This window comes from Brucella haematophila, assembly GCF_005938105.1.
Classification (GTDB): domain Bacteria; phylum Pseudomonadota; class Alphaproteobacteria; order Rhizobiales; family Rhizobiaceae; genus Brucella; species Brucella haematophila.
In genome coordinates, this window is the sequence record NZ_VCPE01000001.1 from 167,818 (window position 1) to 189,302 (window position 21,485).

Consider the following 21,485-nt stretch of genomic DNA (forward strand, 5'->3'; position numbering starts at 1 on the left):
CTCGGTTTTCGAGTATTTGCCGGTTCTTCCGGCATATATTGTATATACTTAGCGATCAGGCAGGAAAAATGGCCGATAAAGCGGACAAGATGAAGGCGCGGCTGCCGCGCGGGTTTGTCGATCGGGTTCCGGACGACTTGCGCGCCGCCGAAAAGATGATGGCGACGATCCGCGAAGTCTATGACCTCTATGGTTTTGAGCCGGTGGAAACGCCGCTGGTGGAATATACGGACGCGCTCGGAAAGTTCCTTCCGGATCAGGACCGCCCGAATGAGGGCGTGTTCTCCTTTCAGGACGACGACGAGCAGTGGCTGTCGCTGCGCTACGATCTGACCGCGCCGCTGGCGCGCTACGTAGCCGAGAATTTCGAGTCGTTGCCAAAGCCTTATCGCAGCTATCGCAATGGCTGGGTGTTCCGCAATGAGAAGCCAGGCCCAGGCCGCTTCCGCCAGTTCATGCAGTTCGACGCCGACACGGTTGGCGCGCCGAACGTCTCCGCTGACGCCGAAATGTGCATGATGATGGCCGATACGCTGGAGCGTCTTGGCATTCGTCGTGGCGATTATGCGATCCGCGTCAACAACCGCAAGGTTCTGGACGGTGTGCTGGATGCCATCGGCCTTGAAGGCGAGGGCAATGCCGCGAAGCGCCTGAACGTACTGCGCGCCATCGACAAGCTCGACAAGTTCGGCCCCGAAGGCGTGCGCCTTCTGCTTGGCAAGGGTCGCCTCGACGAAAGCGGCGATTTCACCAAGGGCGCCGAACTGGCCGATGCCGCGATTGAAAAGGTACTGGCTTTCACCGCCGCCGGTGGTGCGACGGGTGCCGATACGATTGCCAATCTTCGCGCTGTCGTTGCGGGCAATGCCAAGGGCGAAGAAGGTGTGACCGAACTCGCCGACATGCAGGCGCTGTTTTCGGCAGGCGGTTATGATGGCCGCGTGAAGATCGACCCGTCCGTGGTGCGCGGTCTTGAATATTACACCGGCCCGGTGTTCGAAGCTGAGCTTTTGTTCGACGTGACCAATGAAGACGGCCAGAAGGTCGTGTTCGGTTCGGTTGGCGGCGGTGGTCGTTATGACGGCCTCGTGTCGCGTTTCCGTGGCGAGCCGGTTCCGGCGACGGGCTTCTCCATCGGCGTTTCGCGCCTGATGACGGCGCTGAAAAATCTCGGCAAGCTGGATGTGTCCGATGTCGTTGGCCCGGTTGTCGTGCTGGTGATGGACAGGGATACGGAAAGCCTCGGTCGCTATCAGAAAATGGTCTCCGATCTCCGCCAGCAGGGCATCCGCGCTGAAATGTATGTCGGTGGTTCCGGCATGAAGGCGCAGATGAAATATGCCGACCGTCGCGAAGCGCCATGCGTGATCATTCAGGGCTCGCAGGAGCGCGAAGCCGGTGAAGTGCAGATCAAGGATCTGGTTGAAGGCAAGCGTCTTTCTGCCGAGATCGAGGATAATGTGACCTGGCGCGAGAGCCGTCCGGCGCAGATCACCGTCAAGGAAGACGCTCTGGTCGAAGCGGTTCGGGAAATTCTCAGCAGTCAGGCGCAGGACCGCGCTCAAGCCGCAAAGTGATCGGAACCATGGCCGCAACGCGCACATCGCCGGTTTTCAACGCGCTTCGCACAGAGCTTGATGCGCGCGATGCCGATCTGGTGGAAATACCGCTGATCCAGCCTGCCGATCCATTTCTGGATATGGCAGGCGAGGATTTGCGCCGTCGTATTTTCCTCACCGAAAATGAAAACGGCGATAGCCTGTGCCTGCGGCCGGAATTCACCATTCCCGTCTGTCGCAACCATATTGCGCTCAATGCCGCGACGCCGAAACGTTACGCCTATCTTGGCGAAGTGTTCCGGCAGCGTCGTGATGGCGCGGCTGAGTTTCTTCAGGCCGGGATCGAGGATCTGGGTGCTGCCGATGAGGCGGCTTCGGATGCACGCTCGATTGCCGATGCGCTGTCCTGTGTTCGCTCCGTCGCCCCGCAAGCCGGGCTCGATATCGTTCTGGGCGATCAGTCGGTGTTTGCCGGTATGCTCAAGGCGCTCGGTCTGCCGCAGGGCTGGCGCAAGAAGCTGTTGCGCTCCTTCGGCGATGCGCATTCCATGCAACTGGCTCTGGCTGAACTGACGGGCGCGCAACGACGTGATCCGCTGCCGGAAACGCTGGCCGTTCTTGTTGCCGAAGGCGATGAAACCGGCCTTGCGCGTATGCTGGAAACCGAAATGCTGGAAGCTGGCATTTCGCCGGGTGCTGGCCGTTCGCCTGCGGAAATCGCTCGCCGTCTGATCGAAAAGGAAGATCTGGCCGCCACGCGCTTCCCCGCTTCGGCGCTCGATCTGCTCAAGCAGTTTCTGGAAACCCATGTCACGCTGGATTCCGCATCGGTCACTTTGCGCGCTTTCGCATCCGAAAACGCACTCGATCTTGGCGCTGTCCTTCAGAAGTTTGAAGCCCGGGCCGAAGCGATTGCTGCGGCTGGTATCAAGACCAGCGATATCGTCTATGACGCCTCGTTCGGTCGTCCGCTCGATTACTATACCGGCCTTGTCTATGAAATTCGCGCCGCTGGCGTGGAAAAGGATGCAGTTCTGGCCGGTGGTGGCCGTTACGACCGGCTTTTGACCATGCTTGGTGCTTCCGAAAATATTCCCGGCGTCGGCTTCTCCATCTGGCTGGACCGGCTTCAGGCATTGGCGGGAGCAACGAAATGAGCGTCACACTGGCATTGCCGTCCAAGGGTCGGCTGAAGGAGCAGACGCTCGCCGTTCTCGAAAAGGCCGGATACAAGGTGATCCTGCCGGATGACGACCGCAATTACCGCGCGCGCGTCGAAGGTGAAGACGATCTCGATATTCTGTTCCTGTCGGCTTCGGAGATTGCCCGCGAGCTGGGCTATGGAAGCGTCGATATGGGCGTTACGGGGGAAGACCTCGTGCGCGAGACACTGGCCCACGCTGACGAGCGCGTGGCCATCGAGGCGGAACTGGGCTTCGGCCACGCCGATGTCGTCGTCGCGGTGCCGGAAGTCTGGCGCGATGTGACCAGCATGGCCGATCTTGATGATGTGGCAGCCGATTTCCGCCAGCGTCATGGTCGTCGCTTGCGCATCGCCACCAAATATTGGCGTCTGACGCAGCAGTTCTTTTCGCAGAAGCACGGCATTCAGGTCTATCGCATCGTGGAAAGCCTTGGCGCGACTGAAGGCGCTCCGGCAGCAGGTTCTGCCGACATGATTGTCGATATCACGTCGACCGGCTCCACCTTGCGCGCCAATCGCCTCAAGGTGCTGGAAGATGGAGTCATCCTGCGCTCGCAGGCCTGCCTCGTTTCGGCGCGTCGCAGCCATGGCAATGCCCGTATCGCGGAAATCGCCGAGCGTATCCGCCAGGGGCTTGCGGCCTGACGCTTCGGTTCTGGTACGGCATTCAATGAAAAAGCCGGTCTGGGGTCAGACCGGCTTTTGTCGTTTTCAGGTTTAGCGTTTCGGCCTGCTGCCGACGAGGCCATAGAAGGCGATATAGACATAGCAGATGATCGGCATCAGGAACGCATAATGAATGCCGACCGTATCGGCCAGCGCGCCCTGTATCAGCGGGATGATCGCGCCGCCGACAATGGCCAGATTCAGGATCGCCGAGCCCTGGCTGGTGTGCTTGCCAAGGCCATGCAATGCCAGACTGAAGATGGTCGGGAACATGATCGAGTTGAACAGGCCGATTGCCAGAACCGCCCACATGGAGGCATTGCCCGTTGTCGCAACCGTGAGGAGCAGCAGCAGAATGGCAGCCACGGCGTTGAAGGCTAGCGCCTTGCCGTCATCGATATAGCGCATGGCTGCCGAGCCGATGAAACGGCCAACCATGGCCCCGCCCCAGAAATAGGCGACGTGATGGGCAGCATCGGTTTCCGACAAGCCGACCACGCTCGGGTCGCTGAGGAAATTGACGAGGAAGCTGCCGACGCTGACTTCCGCGCCCACATAGACGAAAATGCCGATGGCACCCAGCACCAGATGCCGGTATTGCCAGGCTGAACCTTCATCCGCGACTGTGCTTTCTTCGGCTTCAACATCCGGCAGCTTCAGGATGGCGAAGACAATGGCGAGAACGACAAAGGCCAGCGCCAGCATGAGATAGGGGAATTTGACGGCATCGGCTTCCGCCGTGCTGTTGACGGCTCCGGTTGCGGCAGACAGGATCAGCATTGCGCCGAAGAGCGGGGCAATCGTCGTGCCGAGCGAGTTGAATGCCTGTGTCAGCGTCAGGCGGCTTGCAGCCGTTTCCGGCTTGCCGAGGATCGTGACATAGGGGTTGGCAGACACTTGCAGGATCGTGACGCCGGACGCCAGCACGAAGAGCGCGCCGAGAAACAGCCCATAGACCCGGTAGGAAGCTGCCGGAATGAACAGCGCGCAGCCGATGGCGGCGACCACAAGGCCGACGACGATTGCGCGCTTGTAGGAGATCCGCCTGACCAGCGCTCCGGCGGGCAGCGAAACGATGAAGTATGCACCGAAGAAGCAGAACTGGATCAGCATCGACTGGGTATAGTTGAGCTGGAAGACGTTCTTCAGATGCGGGATCAGGATGTCGTTGAGACTGGTGATGAAGCCCCACATGAAGAACAGAACGGTCAGGCTGGTGAGCGCAAAACCGAAATTTCCAATAGGGGTGGAGCCAGTGGGAGACTGGCTGCTGGTTGCGGGGGAAACAGTCATTTTTCTCTACAATCTATGCTTGGGGAGGAATCTTGAATGCAATTGATCGTTCGCGGAGCGGTTGTTCCTAAACGCTAAAATAAGCGGCTCCATTATCTGACAGGCCAATATTACACAACTACCGGTGGCCCGTTTTGAAAAGAGAATTCTGATAAAAATTGTGTGTTCGCAGTGGCAGTGCGAAAGTGGTGGTAAACCGAACGAAAAAAGCCGCGCCCGGCATTGTACGCAGGCGCGGCTTTATTCATTTCATGCCGATCTGATCCAATCAGATCGAAACGCGCTCTAATCAGCCGCGCTTGGCGTCGATCGACAGCGAACCTGCGCCATGCAGAGCAAGCAGGAAGAGGCCGCCAGCGATTGCCAGGTTCTTCTGTGCCATCAGGGCATTCATGCCTTCAGCGAAGTTCATGTGTGCAACGAGCGTTGCGCCAATGGTGAACAGGCCGACGATTGCTGCTGCAATACGGGTCTGGAAACCAACCAGAATGGCGATGCCGCCAACGAATTCAACGAGGCCGACAACCACAGCCGTAACCATCGGAAGCGGAAGGCCGAGGCCTGCAAAGTAGCCAGCCGTGCCGGAAAGAGCCGTCAGCTTGCCGAAACCGGCAATGATGAAGAGGATCGAGAGGAACACGCGGGCGATGAGCGTTACAGCGCCGTTGGACTGTGGGGTAATCGAAGACATGAGGGAGTTATCTCCTGTTGAACTGAGCCATCAATTATCGACTAATGACTGTCAAGAAAAGCCGTATAATTCTCGACAGTTTGTTCACTGCATATAGACGATCATGCACGCATGATCACTCAGGCGCAATCATGCGCTCCGCTCGGACGAGCCGGTCGTAGTCTTCAGCACTCACCAGCCCACTCGCCAGCGCTTCTTCGCGCAGGGTCGTGCCGTTCTTGTGCGCAGTCTTGGCGATTTTTGCTGCACCGTCGTAGCCGATTGCAGGTGCCAGCGCGGTCACCAGCATCAGTGAACGATCCAGAAGTTCCTTGATGCGGGTTTCGTTGGCTTCAATGCCGTCCACGCAGTGATCGGCGAAGGAAACCATGGCGTCGCTGAGCAAGCGGATCGATTGCAGGACATTGTAAGCGATGACCGGCTTGAACACGTTCAGCTCGAAATGGCCCTGGCTGGCGGCAACGGTCACGGTGGTCTGGTTGCCGAAGACCTGCGTTGCCACCATGGTCATGGCTTCCGCCTGCGTCGGGTTCACCTTGCCCGGCATGATCGACGAGCCGGGCTCGTTTTCCGGCAGGGACAATTCGCCGAGGCCGGAGCGCGGGCCGGAGCCAAGGAAGCGGATATCGTTGGCGATCTTGAATAGATCAGCCGCCAGCGCATTCAGGCTGCCATGGAAGTTGAGAATTGCGCCATGGCTGGCCAGCGCTTCGAACTTGTTCGGCGCGGTTTTGAACGACAGGCCGGTGATTTCGCTGACCGCATCGGCAAAGCCGCTATCGAAGCCGATCGGGGCATTGAGGCCGGTGCCCACTGCGGTGCCGCCCTGCGCGAGCAGGAAAACATCAGCGAGGGATTGCTCGATGCGATGACGCGCATATTCAAGCGCTGCGTGATAGCCGGAAAACTCCTGGCCGAGCGTGACCGGCGTCGCATCCTGGGTATGCGTGCGGCCAATCTTGATGATGTCCTTGAAGGCTTCTTCCTTGACCTTCAGCGCCTTGGTCAGGTGTTCCAGCGCCGGATAGAGGCGATTGACCGCTTCAACCGCCGTGGCGATGTGGATCGCCGTCGGGAAGCTGTCATTGGACGACTGACTCATATTGACGTGGTCGTTCGGATGAACAGGCTTCTTCGAACCCTTCTCGCCGCCAAGCAGTTCGATGGCGCGATTGGAGATCACTTCATTGGCGTTCATGTTCGATTGCGTGCCGGAACCCGTCTGCCAGACGACGAGCGGAAAATGATCGTCAAGCTTGCCTTCGATCACTTCGGAAGCCGCAACAGCTACGACCTGACCCAGAACCGGGTCGAGCTTGCCAAGTGCAATGTTGGTTTCAGCGGCGGCGCGCTTGACGACGCCCAGCGCGTGAACGAGTGGCAGAGGCATGCGCTCGCCGCCAATCTTGAAATTCTGCAAGGAGCGCTGTGTCTGTGCGCCCCAATAGCGGTCGGCGGGAACATCAATCGGTCCGAAAGTATCTGTTTCGGTACGCGTGGCGGTCATTTCATGTCTCCGGCTAGCTTTGGGCCCGCAACCGGGCCTCTCACGCAATGAATATAGCACTACCGACGAATTGGTAGTTCCTTATTCAGCTATTTGACAAAATATGATTAGAAAATTCAACTTTATTTGAGCGTCAATTTCTGCGCCAGTCAGTTGTCTTCGTTTTCGTCGTCACCGCCTTCGGTTTCGGATATCCACGCGGTCGGTTCTATTTTGCGCTGCGTCTTGCTGTCGGTGAATGTCCACCAGCCGGTATCGGTCTCATCCCACTGCCCGCCGCCAGCGTTCAGTTGCGCGAGCGAACGATATTGCGCAATCGATTCATTGCGCTGATCGTCTTCGTCGGTCCACACGACGGTAATCTTGCGACCATCCTTGGGGGCAGTGTCGATTGGCAGTTCTTTACGCATATGATTTTCCGTCCTCTTTCTCGTTGCGATAACGATAGGGCAAAATCAGCGGGAGGCAAGCTGAAGCCATCGAGCGAAAGCATGCGCTGAACTTTGTTTGAAAATCTACGGGCCAGAAATCTGAGAAAATACGCCTTAAAGTGGAAAGGCAGGCCGAAGCCTGCCTTTCCTGTTGCCTGAGACAGGACTTCCGGGGTGCGGGGGCAAACTGGAAGTCCATCTCATGTCAACCGGGATTGACCACGATTGGTTGTCGCAAGTCAATGAGAACTTTCTAAAATAGAATTTTAACATCGGCAAAGGGGCTAGACGGTAAATTTTTTATAAATCACAGATAGTTACGTAACGTAATGAGAAAAGTGCCGATTAACCGCTCTCCCGCATATGTGCGGGTTCATTATTGGGCTGTGGGTTTGGCTTGGCGCCGGCCATTCAAGGGTGGCTTTTGGGACTTTAGACATAAAAAAACCTCCGGCCGAAGCCGGAGGTTCTCTTTAAAGTAGTGCTTTATGGACTTCTTAGAAGTCCATGCCGCCCATGCCGCCCATGCCGCCAGGCATGCCAGCCGGAGCTGCATCCTTCTTCGGCAGTTCAGCAATCATGGCTTCCGTGGTGATCAGCAGGCCAGCAACCGAAGCTGCGTTCTGCAGAGCCGTGCGGACAACCTTGACCGGATCAACGATGCCGAGAGCGATCAGATCGCCGTATTCGCCGTTGGCAGTGTTGTAGCCAAAGGTGTCAGCGCCGTTTTCGAGGATCTTGCCAACGATAACCGAAGCTTCTTCACCAGCGTTGGTCGTGATCTGACGGGCCGGAGCCTGGATCGCACGACGAACGATGTTGATGCCAGCTTCCTGGTCAGCATTGATGCCCTTGGCCTTGATCTGAACCGAAGCGCGGAGCAGAGCGGTGCCGCCGCCAGCAACGATGCCTTCTTCAACTGCAGCGCGGGTTGCGTTCAGGGCGTCGTCAACGCGGTCCTTCTTTTCCTTGACTTCAACTTCCGTTGCACCGCCAACGCGGATCACGGCAACGCCGCCAGCGAGCTTGGCAAGGCGTTCCTGAAGCTTTTCACGGTCGTAGTCCGAAGAGGTTTCTTCGATCTGCTGCTTGATCTGGCCAACGCGAGCGTCGATTTCGGCCTTCTGGCCTGCACCGTCGACGATCGTGGTGTTTTCCTTGGAGATCGACACCTTCTTGGCGCGGCCGAGCATGTCGAGCGTAACGCTTTCGAGCTTGATGCCGAGATCTTCGGAGATAACCTGACCACCGGTGAGGATCGCGATGTCTTCGAGCATGGCCTTGCGGCGATCGCCGAAGCCAGGAGCCTTGACAGCAGCAATCTTCAGGCCGCCACGCAGCTTGTTGACGACGAGGGTAGCAAGAGCTTCGCCTTCAACGTCTTCAGCGATGATGAGGAGCGGCTTGGAGGTCTGAACGACAGCTTCGAGAACCGGCAGAAGAGCCTGGAGGTTCGAGAGCTTCTTTTCGTGCAGAAGGATGTAAGCGTCTTCGAGGTCAGCAACCATCTTTTCAGGGTTGGTGACGAAGTACGGCGACAGGTAGCCGCGGTCGAACTGCATGCCTTCAACGACTTCGAGTTCGGTTTCGGCGGTCTTGGCTTCTTCAACCGTGATGACGCCTTCGTTGCCGACTTTCTGCATCGCTTCAGCGATCATCTTGCCGATTTCGGCTTCGCCGTTAGCGGAGATCGTGCCAACCTGAGCAACTTCTTCCGAGGTGTTGATCTTCTTGGCCTTGCCGAGAAGGTTTGCAACAACTTCCGAAACTGCGAGGTCGATACCGCGCTTCAGGTCCATCGGGTTCATGCCAGCGGCAACAGCCTTGGCGCCTTCCTGAACGATAGCCTGACCGAGAACGGTCGCGGTGGTGGTGCCGTCACCGGCAGTGTCGTTGGTCTTGGAAGCCACTTCGCGCAGCATCTGTGCGCCCATGTTTTCGAACTTGTCTTCTAGTTCGACTTCCTTGGCAACCGAAACGCCGTCCTTGGTGATGCGCGGAGCGCCGAAGGACTTGTCGATCACAACGTTGCGGCCTTTCGGGCCGAGCGTGACCTTAACAGCGTCAGCGAGGATATCGACGCCGCGCAGCATCTTTTCGCGCGCAGTGCGACCGAATTTTACGTCTTTTGCAGCCATTTTACTCTCCTGGGAATATCCCGGTCAGGTATGGTGAATTGGTTTTTTGGTAAGAGCGAAACCGCTCTGTCTCTTCGTTTTTACGCATTATCCTACGCAAAACTGCTTCGCACTTTTGCTGGAAATGCTCCGGGCTAATTGAATTAGCCGACGATACCCAAAATATCGGATTCCTTCATGATCAGCAGGTCTTCACCGTTGATCTTGACTTCCGTGCCGGACCACTTGCCGAACAGAACCTTGTCGCCAGCCTTGACGTCCAGCGGAACGAGCTTGCCAGCTTCGTCACGAGCGCCAGCGCCAGCAGCGACAACTTCGCCTTCCTGCGGCTTTTCCTTAGCGGAGTCAGGGATAATGATCCCGCCAGCGGTCTTTGCTTCCGATTCAACGCGACGAACGACGACGCGGTCATGAAGCGGGCGGAACTTGATATCAGCCATGGTATAACCCTTGGTGTTATAGACGTTGAACCCTGTTATGCGGATCGAGCCGATCCGCGCTGTTAGCACTCTCTCTTCCGGAGTGCTAACGTGCCTCTGAGATAGAGGCCGGATCTTTTAATGTCAAGATTGCCTGAAAAATTTGACAGGCGAATGATGGTTAATTTGCACCGTTCGCGAAGGGATCAGGCGACCCGACATGCGGAGGGCCATGTGGCCCGCTCCGCATATGGTGGCTCGGTTTGCAGGATCAACCCGAGATACGCAGGTTTGACAGCTCATCGCCAATCTGACGGAACGTTTCAGACAGATTGCCACCGGTCGTGTTCCAGAACAGCTTGGCGGGCTTGCCGCCGTCGAGACGGACACGAGAGTCGGACGAGCAGGTCTTCAGCAGCTCGATTTGGGCTTTTTCGTCCGTCTTGCTGGTGTTCAGGTCCACTGCAACGGTCATAACGATGATGTTGGCATCTTTCGCATTGTTGCAAAGCTTGTTGAAGCGGGCATTCATCGCTTTGGTATAGACGCTGTTGTCCTGCGAGACAGACACGCCGCTTTCCTGAAACAGACGGGTCTGGCTGTAGCCCTTCGTGGTGCGGCTCGTATAACCATGTGCCGAATAGTAGGACAGATTGCTGGCCTTATCCCTGTTCGATCCAGCAAGCGAATTATACGTATAGTACGTATTGGCGCCATCGGTGAGCACGATCACAACCTTATCGTTGCCGCGGTCGGTCGATGGGCGGCCTTCCGTAAACGGCGCGCCCTGAACGAGCGTCCGCCATCCCCATGCCATGCCTTCAGGCACATTCGTACCGCCATCCGGTTGCATGGCCTTGATGGCCGTCTTGATAGCGGTCTTGCCTGCATCAGTGGAGATGTCGGTCAGGCGCGTGATGGCTGTGGTGGTGCAGCTATAGTTTGGCCCGCCACCCTTGGATGGATTGTCTAATCCGTTGTTTAGATAATATTTCTTCAAGTCGTTCTGACGCGCCGCGCCAGTTAAGGTCCTGTCGTCGAGCCACCAGCTGTTCAGCGTAAGGTTTGTCGGGTTGCCCTTCGAGTCGACATCATAATATTCCGCTGGACCGAACATTGGCACGAACAGGGTTTCGGGTTTGCCGGTCGATGGTGCAGTCACGTCCAATGCCAGTGTTCCCGGGCGTGCCTCGACGCATCCTTTCCATGGAATCCACGATGCGGACGAGCGCTTTGCGAGATCGGCATAGAGAACAGCGCGGGAGAAGGCCTTGCCATTGTCTGTGCCCCAGCCTGTCCCCGATTTAAAGTAAAGGCCGCTGCCTGTCGGGTTCTCGACAATACTGCGCGTGCTGTCGATCTTAACCGGAAGCGTGAAGTTCTCGAGATTGACCGGCGAGGTGCCGCTCGGGTCCATCCATGTCTCTTTGAGATAGCTGGGTCCGATGTTGACGGAGCCCGCGAAAGGCACCAGCGAGAACTGCACTGGCTTTTCAACACGCGTGATCAGCGCCGATTGTGCGGCCATGGTGTCGACAAGCTGTGTTGCTGCATCTTTCAGCAGTTGCAGACGCTGCGTGTTCGAGCCGGCGCCATTGTCATTCATGGAGCCTGAATTATCGAGCACAAGCGCGACTTCGACGGTGTTTTTGAGCCGCACGAAGGAACTCATCGCATATTGCTTGTTGTCCCACTCATCTGCTGAATTAGTCAGTTGCGCTGCTAGGGAGCCGAACAGCGACTGATATTGGAAGCTCGCAGTTGCTTCAATCTGCTGGTTATCGTTCGCTGTTTGCGGAAACTTGATGGCGAAGGCGACGCGGTTTCCGGCAAGCGCGGTCAGGTTCACATTGAAGACCTTGCTGCCATAGTCCTGCATGTCGGCTTCGCTTGCACCGGTGGAAAAACGCTTGCCAACTGCCAGTGCTGCCGCATCGAGCGCGGCCTGCACATTGTTGCGGGTGCGCATGAGATTGGTGGCGTCCATGGCAACCATGCCTGCAAGCAACAGCGGCACCAGTAATATCGCCGTCATCATCGCGAAATTACCGCGTTCATCGCGGCGGAATCGGTTTGCTCTTTCGGAAAGGCTTCCGAAATTGGCCTTGCGCGCAACGCCTGTCGTGCAGGCGACGAAAAGCCGCCTTGCTGGTCCGCTCCAATTATTCAAATCCACGCCCGCCCGAAAGGTTGTGTTGCTTTTTGTTAAACCGAAAGGTTGTGCGCTGTTCCTAGCAGCATCTTTCTAACAGTCGGTCACGAAGTGCGGTAAATGATCGGTGAATCTGCTCGACGGCTTATTAAGTCATTCCTTATGGGGTATTTGGACGCGGTGCTTTCTGGGCTTATTGGCGGTAAAGCTCGTGACAGTTTTGATAGGCTGCGTTAGATGGAGCGCATGCGGCTTGCATATGCGGGCGGCGTTCCAGCTCGAAAATGGAATATCAAGAGGAAGACTATGAAGCAGCTTGCAAGCCTCGACGACCTGACCGGCCAGTATGACGTGTTCTTCTGCGACGTCTGGGGCGTGGTGCATAATGGCGTCGCCGCACATCCGGCTGCTGTCGCTGCCTTGAAGCGCGCCCGCGCCAAGGGCGTCACGGTCATTCTCGTTACCAATTCTCCGCGTCCGCATCCGGGTGTCGAAGCGCAGCTGGAAACGCTGGGCGTACCGGCGGATACCTATGACCGTATCGTCACCTCCGGCGACGTGACGCGTGATCTGATCGTTGAGGGTCCGCGCAAGGTTCTGCATATCGGCCGCGACAACGAACTGTCGATCTATGACGGGCTGGATGTGGAACTGGTGGAAGAATTTGAGGCCGATGGCGTCGTCTGCACCGGCCTCGCCGATGATGATGTGGAAACGCCCGCCGATTACGCCGACCTGCTTCAGCGTCTGCGTTCGCGCAATCTGCCTTTCATTTGCGCCAATCCCGACATCATGGTTGAGCGCGGTCCACGTCTTGTCTGGTGTGCGGGCGCTCTTGCGCGCGATTACAGCCAGCTGGGCGGTCGCACGCTGATCGCCGGAAAGCCGCATCGCCCGATTTATGAGGCCGCGCTGCATGCAGCCGAGGAAGTTCGCGGCGGCCCTGTCGACAAGAGCCGCATTCTCGGCATTGGTGATGGCGTGCTGACCGATGTGAAGGGCGCTGCCGGTTTTGGTCTTGATGTGCTCTATATTTCGGGCGGCGTGCACGCTGCCGATTATGCGGACAACGGGACGGTTGATCTTGCAAAGATGGAAGCGTTTCTGGAGAAGCACGGGCATCGTCCGGTCGCCGAGCTTTACGCACTCGTCTGATATTTTCGCACATTGCGGGCAAGGTCAAACAAGCACAGACTGAAGCAAGTCAAGACTCAGGCACACCATGACGAATTCTGATTTCCAACGCCTTTCGGGAACCGACACCTTGCCGGAGCGCCTGCGCAATTGCGTGGTGGCCATTGGTAATTTCGATGGCGTTCATCGCGGACATCAGGCCGTGCTTGAGCGGGCGCTGGAAATCGCGGCCAAGGAAAATCTGCCTGCGGTCGTGCTGACATTCGAGCCGCATCCGCGCAGTTTCTTCAAGCCGGACGAGCCGATCGACCGGCTTACCGACGCGCGTGAAAAGGCATCGATACTGCGGCACATGGGCTTTCACGCGGTTGTCGAGCAGCCTTTTACCGCCGAATTCTCCAGCCGGTCGGCGGAAGATTTTGTGCAGCACATTCTGGTCGAAAAGCTGCATGCCAGCCGCGTCGTGACCGGCTATGATTTTCACTTCGGCAAGGGTCGACGCGGCACGCCGGAGTTTCTCCTGCAGGCAGGCGAGGGCGCCGGTTTCCACGTGACGCTGGTGGATGCCTTTACCGATGAAGGCAACAACCTCGTTTCGTCCACACGCGTTCGCAATCTGTTGTGCGATGGCGATGTTGCCGGAGCGGCAGGACTGCTTGGCTATCGCTATGCCGTCTGCGGCGAGGTCATTCACGGCAAGAAGCTAGGGCGCACGCTCGGCTTCCCCACCGCCAATATGAAGGTCAGCGCCCAGACCAGCCTGAAACATGGCATTTATGCCGTTCGTTTCCGCAGGCAGGATGGCAGCCTGCATGACGGTGTTGCCAGTTTTGGCCGCCGCCCCACGGTGGATAGCGATGGCTCGCCGCTTCTCGAAACCTTCCTGTTCGATTTTTCCGGCGATCTTTACGGCGAAGTCGCCTGTGTTTCGTTCTTCGGCTTTCTGCGCGGCGAAGTGAAATTCGACGGGCTGGACCCGCTGATCGAGCAGATGAAGCGCGACGAGGAAGAAGCTCGCGCCTTGCTGGCCGGTGCTCGCCCATTGTCGGAGCTTGACCGCGTCCTTTCCTTTGAATGAAGTGTAACGGATTATTTTTCTACCTAAGATTTAAGTCAAATTTTACGTATTTCCGACAGAGAGTGTTAAACACCTTGCGAATTTTCGAGGTGCTGTTTGTCGGAGATCTTGTTTTGCGTATTCTCTCACTGGCCCTCGTTGCAGGCACTTTCATTCCCGTCACCGGTTCCATTGCTTATGCCGCCGATGTGCAGCAGACCGATATCTATGCAGCGGAAACGGTTCAGCCGGCCCGCAAGCATTTCTGGTCCGGCGACTGGTACCTCAAGGTTGGTGCAGCCGGTCTGGTCGCACCCAAGTTCGAAGGCTCGAACAAATATCGCTTTTCTGCGCAGCCGCTGATCTCGCTTGGCCGTCAGGGCGAAGCGACGCGGTTCTCCTCGCGCAACGACAATGTTTCCTTCGCGCTGATCGACAACAACCGCTTCCGCGCCGGTCTGGCAGGCAAGCTGCTTTTCGAACGCGACGATGATATTCACGGCCTGAAAGACACCAAGTTCGGCGGTGAAGTGGGTGGCTTTGCCGAGGTCTATCCGACCGACTGGCTGCGTGTACGCGGCGAAGTACGTCAGGGTATCCGCGCGCACAAGGGCGTTGTTGCCGATATTTCTGCCGACGCTTTTTATGATGTGACGCCGGTTATCCGCGTTTCGGCGGGTCCGCGCGCAACTTTCGCGTCGAAGGACTACTTCAAGACCTATTACGGCGTCGATGCGCAGGAATCGGCGGCCTCCGGCCTGTCGGAATACAATCCGGGCGGCGGTTTCAAATCGGCCGGTTTCGGCGGCGCCATCAACTGGAAGGCGACCGACAAGATCGATACCAGCCTGTTTGGCGAATATACCCGCCTGCAAGGCCCGGCCAAGGATTCGAGCATCGTCAAGGAGCGCGGCTCACGCGACCAGTTCATGGTTGGCGTGTCTGCGACCTACCGTTTCGACTTCTCGCTCGATTGATTGTCTGATCCAAAAGTCGCCATGCCGGTCTGCAAATGGCGCTTTTCTGCGTTCCGGTGCTCATGTACATTAAGTACACTCCGCTCCGGTACTCGAAAATCACCATTTTCGCCACGGCCTGCCGTTTTTTGATTCAGACAATGAGGCGTCTGATCCGGTTGGCGATGCGCCATCGGGTCGCGCTACTGTGAAGATTTTCAGGGACAGGGATGCAGTTTTATTGCGTCTTTGTTCCCCTGGCCTCTTTATTCCTGCCAAGCTCATTGCTAAAAGCGTGCCCATGATGACGGATTTTCGGCTTATCATGACGGCCATACGAATTATTGGCCCGGCCTCCCGCTTTGCCTGAATGGCTGTTTTGCCAGGCAATATCTGGCGCGGATGTCCGGGAACGACCGGCTGTGCTCTTACAGTCCCCCTGTTATCGTTGATCCACATGCCCGCCATTTCTGGCCGAGGCTTCACAGGCGAATACCGATCATGACTGAGACGACCAAGATCGATTACTCTAAAACCCTCAATCTGCCGCAGACAGAATTTCCGATGCGCGCGGGCTTGCCGCAGCGCGAACCGCTGTTTGTCGAGCGCTGGGAGGGGATGAACCTTTACAAGAAGCTGCGCGAGCAGGCGAAAGACCGCCCGCTTTATGTGCTGCACGATGGCCCGCCCTATGCCAACGGCAATATTCATATAGGCCATGCTCTGAACAAGATCCTCAAGGACGTCATCACCCGCTCGTTCCAGATGCGCGGCTATAACTCGAACTACGTTCCGGGCTGGGATTGCCATGGCCTGCCGATCGAATGGAAGATCGAGGAAAAATATCGTGCCGAAGGCAAGAACAAGGACGAAGTGCCGATCAACGAATTCCGCAAGGAATGCCGTGAATTCGCCGCCAACTGGATCAGGGTCCAGACGGATGAGTTCAAGCGTCTTGCGATCCTCGGCGATTTCGAAAACCCTTACACGACGATGAACTTCCACGCTGAATCGCGCATCGCTGGCGAGCTTCTTAAGTTCGCGGCCTCCGGTCAGCTTTATCGCGGTTCCAAGCCGGTGATGTGGTCGGTTGTCGAGCGCACGGCGCTGGCCGAAGCGGAAGTCGAATATCACGATGTCGAGTCGGATATGATCTGGGTCAAGTTCCCGGTCGCTGGCCAGAATGATCTTTCCGGCAGCGCCGTGGTGATCTGGACGACCACCCCCTGGACCATCCCCGGCAACCGCGCAGTGTCCTATTCGTCGCGTATCGAATACGGGCTTTACGAAGTCACGGAAGCCGAGAACGATTTCGGTCCGCGTCCGGGCGAAAAACTCATCTTCGCCGACAAGCTGGCCGAAGAAAGCTTCGCCAAGGCAAAGCTTCAGTTCAAGCGCCTGCGTGGCGTTTCGGCAGACGAACTTGGCAAGATCGTCCTCGACCATCCGTTGAAGGGTTTTGCGGGCGGCTATGAGTTCGCGGTTCCGATGCTCGACGGCGATCATGTGACCGACGATGCTGGTACGGGTTTCGTCCACACTGCGCCAAGCCATGGTCGTGAAGACTTTGAAGCCTGGATGAACAATGTGCGTGAACTGGAAGCACGCGGTATCGATCCGAGCATCCCGTTCCCGGTCGGTGACGACGGCTACTATACCAAGGACGCGCCGGGCTTCGGTCCGGACCGCGAAGGCGGCGCCGCGCGTGTTATCGACGATAACGGCAAGAAGGGCGACGCCAACAAGTCGGTGATGGATCAGCTCATCGCCAATGACAAGCTCTTCGCCCGTGGTCGCCTGAAGCACTCCTATCCGCATTCCTGGCGTTCGAAGAAGCAGGTCATCTTCCGCAACACGCCGCAATGGTTCGTCTATATGGACAAGAACCTCGGCGACGGCACCACGCTGCGCTCGCGCGCGTTGAAGGCCATCGACGATACACGTTTCGTCCCGGCTGCCGGTCAGACGCGCCTTCGCTCTATGATCGAAGGTCGCCCGGACTGGGTGCTGTCGCGTCAGCGCGCCTGGGGCGTGCCGATCTGCGTTTTCGTGGATGAGGAAGGCAACATCCTTCAGGACGATGCGGTCAACAAGCGTGTACTCGATGCTTTCGAGGCCGAAGGCGCTGACGCATGGTTTGCCGAAGGCGCGCGCGAGCGTTTCCTTGGCAACCGCGCCAATGAGCCTTGGGTTCAGGTGCGCGATATTCTGGACGTGTGGTTCGATTCCGGATCAACCCACACCTTCACGCTGGAAGACCGCCCGGACATGAAATGGCCGGCAGATGTCTATCTCGAAGGCTCGGACCAGCATCGCGGCTGGTTCCATTCGTCGCTTCTGGAAAGCTGCGGCACGCGCGGTCGTGCGCCATATAATGCTGTCGTAACCCATGGTTTCACCATGGACGAGCACGGCAAGAAAATGTCGAAGTCGCTCGGCAATACGGTGACACCGCAGGACGTCATCAAGGAATCCGGCGCGGATATCCTGCGTCTGTGGGTCATGACGACCGATTATTGGGAAGATCAGCGCCTCGGCAAGAGCATCATCCAGACCAATATCGACGCCTATCGCAAGCTGCGCAACACCATCCGCTGGATGCTGGGCACGCTGGCGCATGACGAAGGCGAAAACGTTGCTCATGCCGATCTGCCGGAACTTGAGCGCCTGATGCTGCACCGTCTGACGGAGCTGGATGAGGTTGTGCGCACCGGCTATGACACATTCGACTTCAAGCGCATCGCCCGCGCGCTGATCGATTTCATGAATGTCGAGCTTTCGGCCTTCTATTTCGACATCCGCAAGGACGCACTTTACTGCGACGCGCCGTCGAGCGTTCGCCGCAAGGCTGCGTTGCAGACCGTGCGTGAAATCTTCGACCGCCTGACGACCTGGCTGGCGCCCATGCTGCCTTTCACCATGGAAGAGGCATGGCTCGACCGTTACCCGCAGTCGGTTTCGGTTCATGCCGAGCAATTCCGTCCGACGCCTGCCGCATGGCGTGACGACGTGTTGGCCGAAAAGTGGCGCAAGGTGCGCGCGGTTCGCCGTGTCGTGACCGGCGCGCTGGAGCTGGAACGCGCAGACAAGCGCATCGGTTCGTCGCTGGAAGCAGCGCCGGTGGTCCATATCTCCGACAAGAGCCTGAGCGATTCGCTCGATGGTCTCGATTTTGCGGAAATCTGCATCACCAGCGGTATTGCGTTTAGCGATGCTGCGGCACCGGAAGGCGCTTTCACGCTTGGTGATGTGAAGGGCGTGGCCGTCGTGCCTGCTCGTGCCGAAGGCGAAAAATGCGCGCGTTCGTGGCGCTACACCACGGATGTGGGTTCCGACCCGGAATTCCCGGAAGTGTCGGCGCGCGATGCCGAAGCGCTGCGCGAATTGAAGGCGCTCGGCAAGCTCGAAGCCTGATAACAGAGATTGCAATCCGCTCCGGTTTCATCCGGGGCGGATTGTTTGTTTGTGCGACAGGGGTTGCGGTCTCGCGCGTGAACATGGTGAAATAGCGGTTAATGCCGGATTGCCGCATGAGTTCCTCTCATGTACAAGGCAGTCCTCGAATAAATTTACGATCTGCCTTGGAGTTGCCGGTTTTTTGAGGCAAGGCACGCTGGAGCAAGCCTCGCGAACAAAGAATCGACAGGCGTAAAAGAAGTGGCGCTAATGAAGATTGACGGACGAGTTCTGATACTTATGACGGCTGTAGCGGGTCTTTCGCTGTCAGGCTGCATGTCTTCGCCAACCTATGGAACGGACAAGTCGTCGGGCGCGCAGCTCTTCGACGACGTTTCCAATATGGCGAGCTTCGGTCAGGGCAAGAACAAGAAAGAGCGCATCGACTACAAGCCGCGTCCTGATCTTGTGCGTCCTTCTCCGGGCGATAAGGGTCAGTTGCCTGCACCGCAGGACAGTGTCGCAAGCGCTGGCGGTGCAAACTGGCCGGAATCACCGGAACAGCGCCGCAAGCGTCTGCGTGATGAAATCACCGCCAACCGTGACAATCCGAACTTCGTGTCGCCGGTCGAGGCTGACGGTCCGGTTGCAAGCAATCTGCAGACCGCGCTGCCGGGCGGTAACAGCCGTCGCGAAGAATATAACTCCCGTCTGCCGACCGTCGATCCAAAGAAGATGGCGGCCATCAAGGCAGAGCGTGCGCAGCAGGCGCAGGGTTCGGCCACAAACCGCAAGTATCTGAGCGAGCCGCCGCTGGCCTATCGTGAACCTGCATCCACCGCCGCTACCGGCGAACTGGGTCAGGACGAGGCGCAGAAGGAACGCGAGCGCAAGAAGGCCGCTGGCAAGTCCAACGGCTGGCGCGATTATCTGCCCTGGAACTAAGTTCCAGAAATTCTCTATATCGGTTTAAGCAGCCATGGCGATATAAGCGCTATGGCTGTTTTATTTTGAGTATAGTGTGAAGGTTTTCTGAGTGGGCAGGTAGTACCCGCAGAGAATACATTACAATTTTGTAATCTTGAGCATCATGACTTCTATTTGATTTCGATCAAAGACTTCTTGTCTGTATGGAGCATGATAAGGCATCGGGTTCAAAGGTATAGTTCAATGAGCAGCGCAAACACGATCTGGGACAGCCGTAACGGTTATGGTGTTGTCTCCCGCAGCTTTCACTGGCTGATGGCGTTGCTGTTTTTATGGCAGTTCATTTCGGCTGTTCTGCACGTTCTGGCGCGGGGCAGTGCGGTTTTCACGTTTTTCTGGTCGGCACACCAACAGCTCGGCTTTGCATTGCTGGTTCTGGTTCTGCTGCGTGGCGTCTGGGGCCTTCTCAATACGGGTCGCCGTCCGCATAAGGACGGCCTGATGGGTAAGGCCGCAACGCTCGGCCATCTGGGCATTTATGCGCTGATGTTTGCTATTCCGGTCCTCGCGCTGATCCGCGCCTATGGTCGCGGGCGAAGCTTTTCCTTCCTCGGCATGCCGATCTTCGATCCGGCTGGTGTGCAAAACGAAACGCTGAACAGCATTGGCAGCGCACTGCATGGTCCGCTTGGCTGGGCTTTGCTGGCGGCCATCGTCTGCCATGTATTCATGGCGCTTTTCCACCATTTCGCACTGCGTGACGACACGTTGCGTCATATGACTGGTCATAAGCCGAGGGGCTGACGGTTCCCGTGCCTTATAGGAATTTGAGGATAAAGAAGCCCGGCAGAACACATAAGGCGGCGCAGAGACAATAGGTAAAGCCGAAGCAACTAAGCCAGATTCTGGCTCGTTCGGTCTGATCGTTGTTTATTGGCGTGGGCGGTTTTTTTGGGCGAGCGCGCGAAAAGACCTTGGAAAGGGCTGCCGCCAGTCCAATGACCAACAAGGCCACAACCAGAAATACCAGTTCGATGAGATAGATGGATCGGGTCACGAGACCTGTTCCATAAGCCCAGCTGTATATTTGTCTCTGGAAAGACAATGGCCCGAACGTCAGCAACAGCGAGAGGGCCGCAACGCTAATGAGACCGAGGCGTCTCATCGTGACGGCGACAGGCTGCGATTGACGATTTTCAAACTCTGTGAACTGGCGGCGATAGGTTCGGGTCTGAATCCAAGGCATGTAAATAATCGCGATGAAACCAACCAGAATGTAATTCAGCATATCTTCCGCCGAGATTGCCGAATCCGGATAATATTTATTGATGAGAATGATTGCGCCCAGCCAGCCGAGAAGCAGCACGGCGACGAGCAGCATGACAAGCGCGAAAACCAGGAAATTCTGTCGGCGGCTTCTTGTGGGTACGGACATAACGATTTAGCGCTTGTCGCGGAAAAAATCCTTGAGGATTTTCTGCGCTTTGCCTTCCGAGAAGCCCGGATAGATCTCCGGCACATGATGACAGGTCTGCTGGGTGTAGAAGCGGGGGCCGTGTTCGACACCGCCGCCTTTGGGGTCGGAGGCACCGTAATACAGGCGGCGGATGCGCGCAAAGGAGATCGCGGCAGCACACATCGCGCAGGGTTCCAGCGTCACATAGAGATCGCAGTCGATCAGCCGTTCCGATTGCAGGGCTTCACCGGCCTGCCGGATGACCAGCACCTCGGCATGGGCGGTCACGTCGTTGAGTTCCCGCGTGCGGTTTCCGGCGCGGGCGATGATCTGCCCGTCATGCACAACAACGGCACCAATCGGCACTTCACCGCGCGCACCTGCGGCGCGCGCTTCATCCAGCGCGGCATCCATTGGGGTTGCTATGTCGGTAACGGTTGCGGAGGCCGCCTTTTTCATGTGCACTCCATTTCATGCGCGCCCATTTCATTGCACGGAT

The 21,485-nt window shown here is 57.4% G+C and carries 18 protein-coding genes; 9 read left to right on the plus strand and 9 right to left on the minus strand.

The genetic code is table 11. The features are described 5' to 3' along the window. Window positions 1-68: 68 nt before the first annotated feature. From hisS to hisG, 3 genes are read left to right on the plus strand one after another with little or no spacing between them, the layout of a single operon-like run. Window positions 69-1,577, plus strand: coding sequence for a histidine--tRNA ligase (gene hisS / locus FGI60_RS00810; RefSeq protein WP_138783517.1), 1,509 nt, complete (start codon window positions 69-71; stop codon window positions 1,575-1,577). 8 nt (window positions 1,578-1,585) lie between these two features. Then, on the plus strand, window positions 1,586-2,716 hold the full coding sequence (locus tag FGI60_RS00815; RefSeq protein WP_113533891.1) for an ATP phosphoribosyltransferase regulatory subunit: 1,131 nt from the start codon (window positions 1,586-1,588) through the stop codon (window positions 2,714-2,716). Further along, complete coding sequence (hisG, locus tag FGI60_RS00820) at window positions 2,713-3,408, plus strand: ATP phosphoribosyltransferase (protein ID WP_138783518.1); 696 nt, start codon at window positions 2,713-2,715, stop codon at window positions 3,406-3,408. Before FGI60_RS00815 ends, hisG begins: the two co-directional genes overlap by 4 nt. A 72-nt stretch (window positions 3,409-3,480) precedes the next feature. On the opposite strand, the gene FGI60_RS00825 is transcribed toward hisG, so the two are convergent. From FGI60_RS00825 to FGI60_RS00855, 7 genes are all read right to left on the minus strand, one after another. After that, complete coding sequence (locus tag FGI60_RS00825) at window positions 3,481-4,722, minus strand: sugar MFS transporter (protein ID WP_138783519.1); 1,242 nt, start codon at window positions 4,720-4,722, stop codon at window positions 3,481-3,483. A gap of 289 nt (window positions 4,723-5,011) precedes the next feature. After that, window positions 5,012-5,413 (minus strand): DoxX family protein, encoded by a 402-nt coding sequence (locus FGI60_RS00830; RefSeq protein WP_078338959.1) that lies wholly within the window; start codon window positions 5,411-5,413, stop codon window positions 5,012-5,014. Window positions 5,414-5,528: 115 nt separating this feature from the next. Then, complete coding sequence (gene fumC, locus FGI60_RS00835; protein WP_138783520.1) at window positions 5,529-6,920, minus strand: class II fumarate hydratase; 1,392 nt, start codon at window positions 6,918-6,920, stop codon at window positions 5,529-5,531. 149 nt (window positions 6,921-7,069) lie between these two features. Beyond that, the gene (locus FGI60_RS00840) at window positions 7,070-7,330 is read right to left on the minus strand and encodes a hypothetical protein (RefSeq protein ID WP_078338957.1); all 261 of its coding nucleotides are present in this window, start codon (window positions 7,328-7,330) and stop codon (window positions 7,070-7,072) included. A 518-nt stretch (window positions 7,331-7,848) separates the two neighbouring features. Continuing rightward, entirely contained in the window at window positions 7,849-9,489 is a 1,641-nt protein-coding gene (gene groL / locus FGI60_RS00845) for a chaperonin GroEL (RefSeq protein ID WP_078338956.1), read from the minus strand. A gap of 143 nt (window positions 9,490-9,632) precedes the next feature. Continuing rightward, window positions 9,633-9,929 carry a co-chaperone GroES gene (gene groES / locus FGI60_RS00850; RefSeq protein WP_078339070.1) on the minus strand — a complete coding sequence of 99 codons (297 nt, stop codon included), beginning with the start codon at window positions 9,927-9,929 and terminating at the stop codon, window positions 9,633-9,635. A 250-nt stretch (window positions 9,930-10,179) separates the two neighbouring features. Continuing rightward, window positions 10,180-12,078, minus strand: a complete 1,899-nt coding sequence (locus FGI60_RS00855) for a pilus assembly protein TadG-related protein (protein WP_235889705.1) — start codon at window positions 12,076-12,078, stop codon at window positions 10,180-10,182. A 288-nt stretch (window positions 12,079-12,366) separates the two neighbouring features. On the opposite strand from FGI60_RS00855, the gene FGI60_RS00860 reads away from it, so the two are divergent. The 6 genes from FGI60_RS00860 (at window position 12,367) to FGI60_RS00885 (ending at window position 20,334) form a co-directional block, all read left to right on the plus strand. Then, on the plus strand, window positions 12,367-13,215 hold the full coding sequence (locus FGI60_RS00860) for a TIGR01459 family HAD-type hydrolase (protein ID WP_138783521.1): 849 nt from the start codon (window positions 12,367-12,369) through the stop codon (window positions 13,213-13,215). 67 nt (window positions 13,216-13,282) lie between these two features. Then, window positions 13,283-14,272, plus strand: coding sequence for a bifunctional riboflavin kinase/FAD synthetase (locus FGI60_RS00865; RefSeq protein ID WP_138783522.1), 990 nt, complete (start codon window positions 13,283-13,285; stop codon window positions 14,270-14,272). Window positions 14,273-14,475: 203 nt separating this feature from the next. Continuing rightward, the gene (locus FGI60_RS00870; protein ID WP_235889716.1) at window positions 14,476-15,228 is read left to right on the plus strand and encodes a MipA/OmpV family protein; all 753 of its coding nucleotides are present in this window, start codon (window positions 14,476-14,478) and stop codon (window positions 15,226-15,228) included. Between the two features lie 480 nt (window positions 15,229-15,708). Next, entirely contained in the window at window positions 15,709-18,621 is a 2,913-nt protein-coding gene (gene ileS / locus FGI60_RS00875; protein ID WP_138783524.1) for an isoleucine--tRNA ligase, read from the plus strand. A gap of 252 nt (window positions 18,622-18,873) precedes the next feature. After that, window positions 18,874-19,548, plus strand: a complete 675-nt coding sequence (locus FGI60_RS00880; RefSeq protein WP_138783525.1) for a hypothetical protein — start codon at window positions 18,874-18,876, stop codon at window positions 19,546-19,548. Between the two features lie 225 nt (window positions 19,549-19,773). After that, a complete protein-coding gene (locus tag FGI60_RS00885) occupies window positions 19,774-20,334 on the plus strand; it encodes a cytochrome b (RefSeq protein ID WP_138783526.1) in 561 nt (186 codons plus the stop codon). 13 nt (window positions 20,335-20,347) lie between these two features. On the opposite strand, the gene FGI60_RS00890 is transcribed toward FGI60_RS00885, so the two are convergent. Together FGI60_RS00890 and FGI60_RS00895 are read right to left on the minus strand one after the other, a co-directional pair. Continuing rightward, complete coding sequence (locus tag FGI60_RS00890) at window positions 20,348-20,896, minus strand: hypothetical protein (RefSeq protein WP_138783527.1); 549 nt, start codon at window positions 20,894-20,896, stop codon at window positions 20,348-20,350. Window positions 20,897-20,971: 75 nt separating this feature from the next. Next, complete coding sequence (locus tag FGI60_RS00895; protein ID WP_138783528.1) at window positions 20,972-21,445, minus strand: nucleoside deaminase; 474 nt, start codon at window positions 21,443-21,445, stop codon at window positions 20,972-20,974. Between the last annotated feature and the right edge of the window lie 40 nt (window positions 21,446-21,485).

Coding starts and splice junctions, on each gene's coding strand:
- hisS (WP_138783517.1), top strand. CDS start 69: ATGGCCGATAAAGCGGACAAGATGAAGGCGCGGCTGCCGCGCGGGTTT.
- FGI60_RS00815 (WP_113533891.1), top strand. CDS start 1,586: ATGGCCGCAACGCGCACATCGCCGGTTTTCAACGCGCTTCGCACAGAG.
- hisG (WP_138783518.1), top strand. CDS start 2,713: ATGAGCGTCACACTGGCATTGCCGTCCAAGGGTCGGCTGAAGGAGCAG.
- FGI60_RS00825 (WP_138783519.1), bottom strand. CDS start 4,722: ATGACTGTTTCCCCCGCAACCAGCAGCCAGTCTCCCACTGGCTCCACC.
- FGI60_RS00830 (WP_078338959.1), bottom strand. CDS start 5,413: ATGTCTTCGATTACCCCACAGTCCAACGGCGCTGTAACGCTCATCGCC.
- fumC (WP_138783520.1), bottom strand. CDS start 6,920: ATGACCGCCACGCGTACCGAAACAGATACTTTCGGACCGATTGATGTT.
- FGI60_RS00840 (WP_078338957.1), bottom strand. CDS start 7,330: ATGCGTAAAGAACTGCCAATCGACACTGCCCCCAAGGATGGTCGCAAG.
- groL (WP_078338956.1), bottom strand. CDS start 9,489: ATGGCTGCAAAAGACGTAAAATTCGGTCGCACTGCGCGCGAAAAGATG.
- groES (WP_078339070.1), bottom strand. CDS start 9,929: ATGGCTGATATCAAGTTCCGCCCGCTTCATGACCGCGTCGTCGTTCGT.
- FGI60_RS00860 (WP_138783521.1), top strand. CDS start 12,367: ATGAAGCAGCTTGCAAGCCTCGACGACCTGACCGGCCAGTATGACGTG.
- FGI60_RS00865 (WP_138783522.1), top strand. CDS start 13,283: ATGACGAATTCTGATTTCCAACGCCTTTCGGGAACCGACACCTTGCCG.
- ileS (WP_138783524.1), top strand. CDS start 15,709: ATGACTGAGACGACCAAGATCGATTACTCTAAAACCCTCAATCTGCCG.
- FGI60_RS00880 (WP_138783525.1), top strand. CDS start 18,874: ATGAAGATTGACGGACGAGTTCTGATACTTATGACGGCTGTAGCGGGT.
- FGI60_RS00885 (WP_138783526.1), top strand. CDS start 19,774: ATGAGCAGCGCAAACACGATCTGGGACAGCCGTAACGGTTATGGTGTT.
- FGI60_RS00895 (WP_138783528.1), bottom strand. CDS start 21,445: ATGAAAAAGGCGGCCTCCGCAACCGTTACCGACATAGCAACCCCAATG.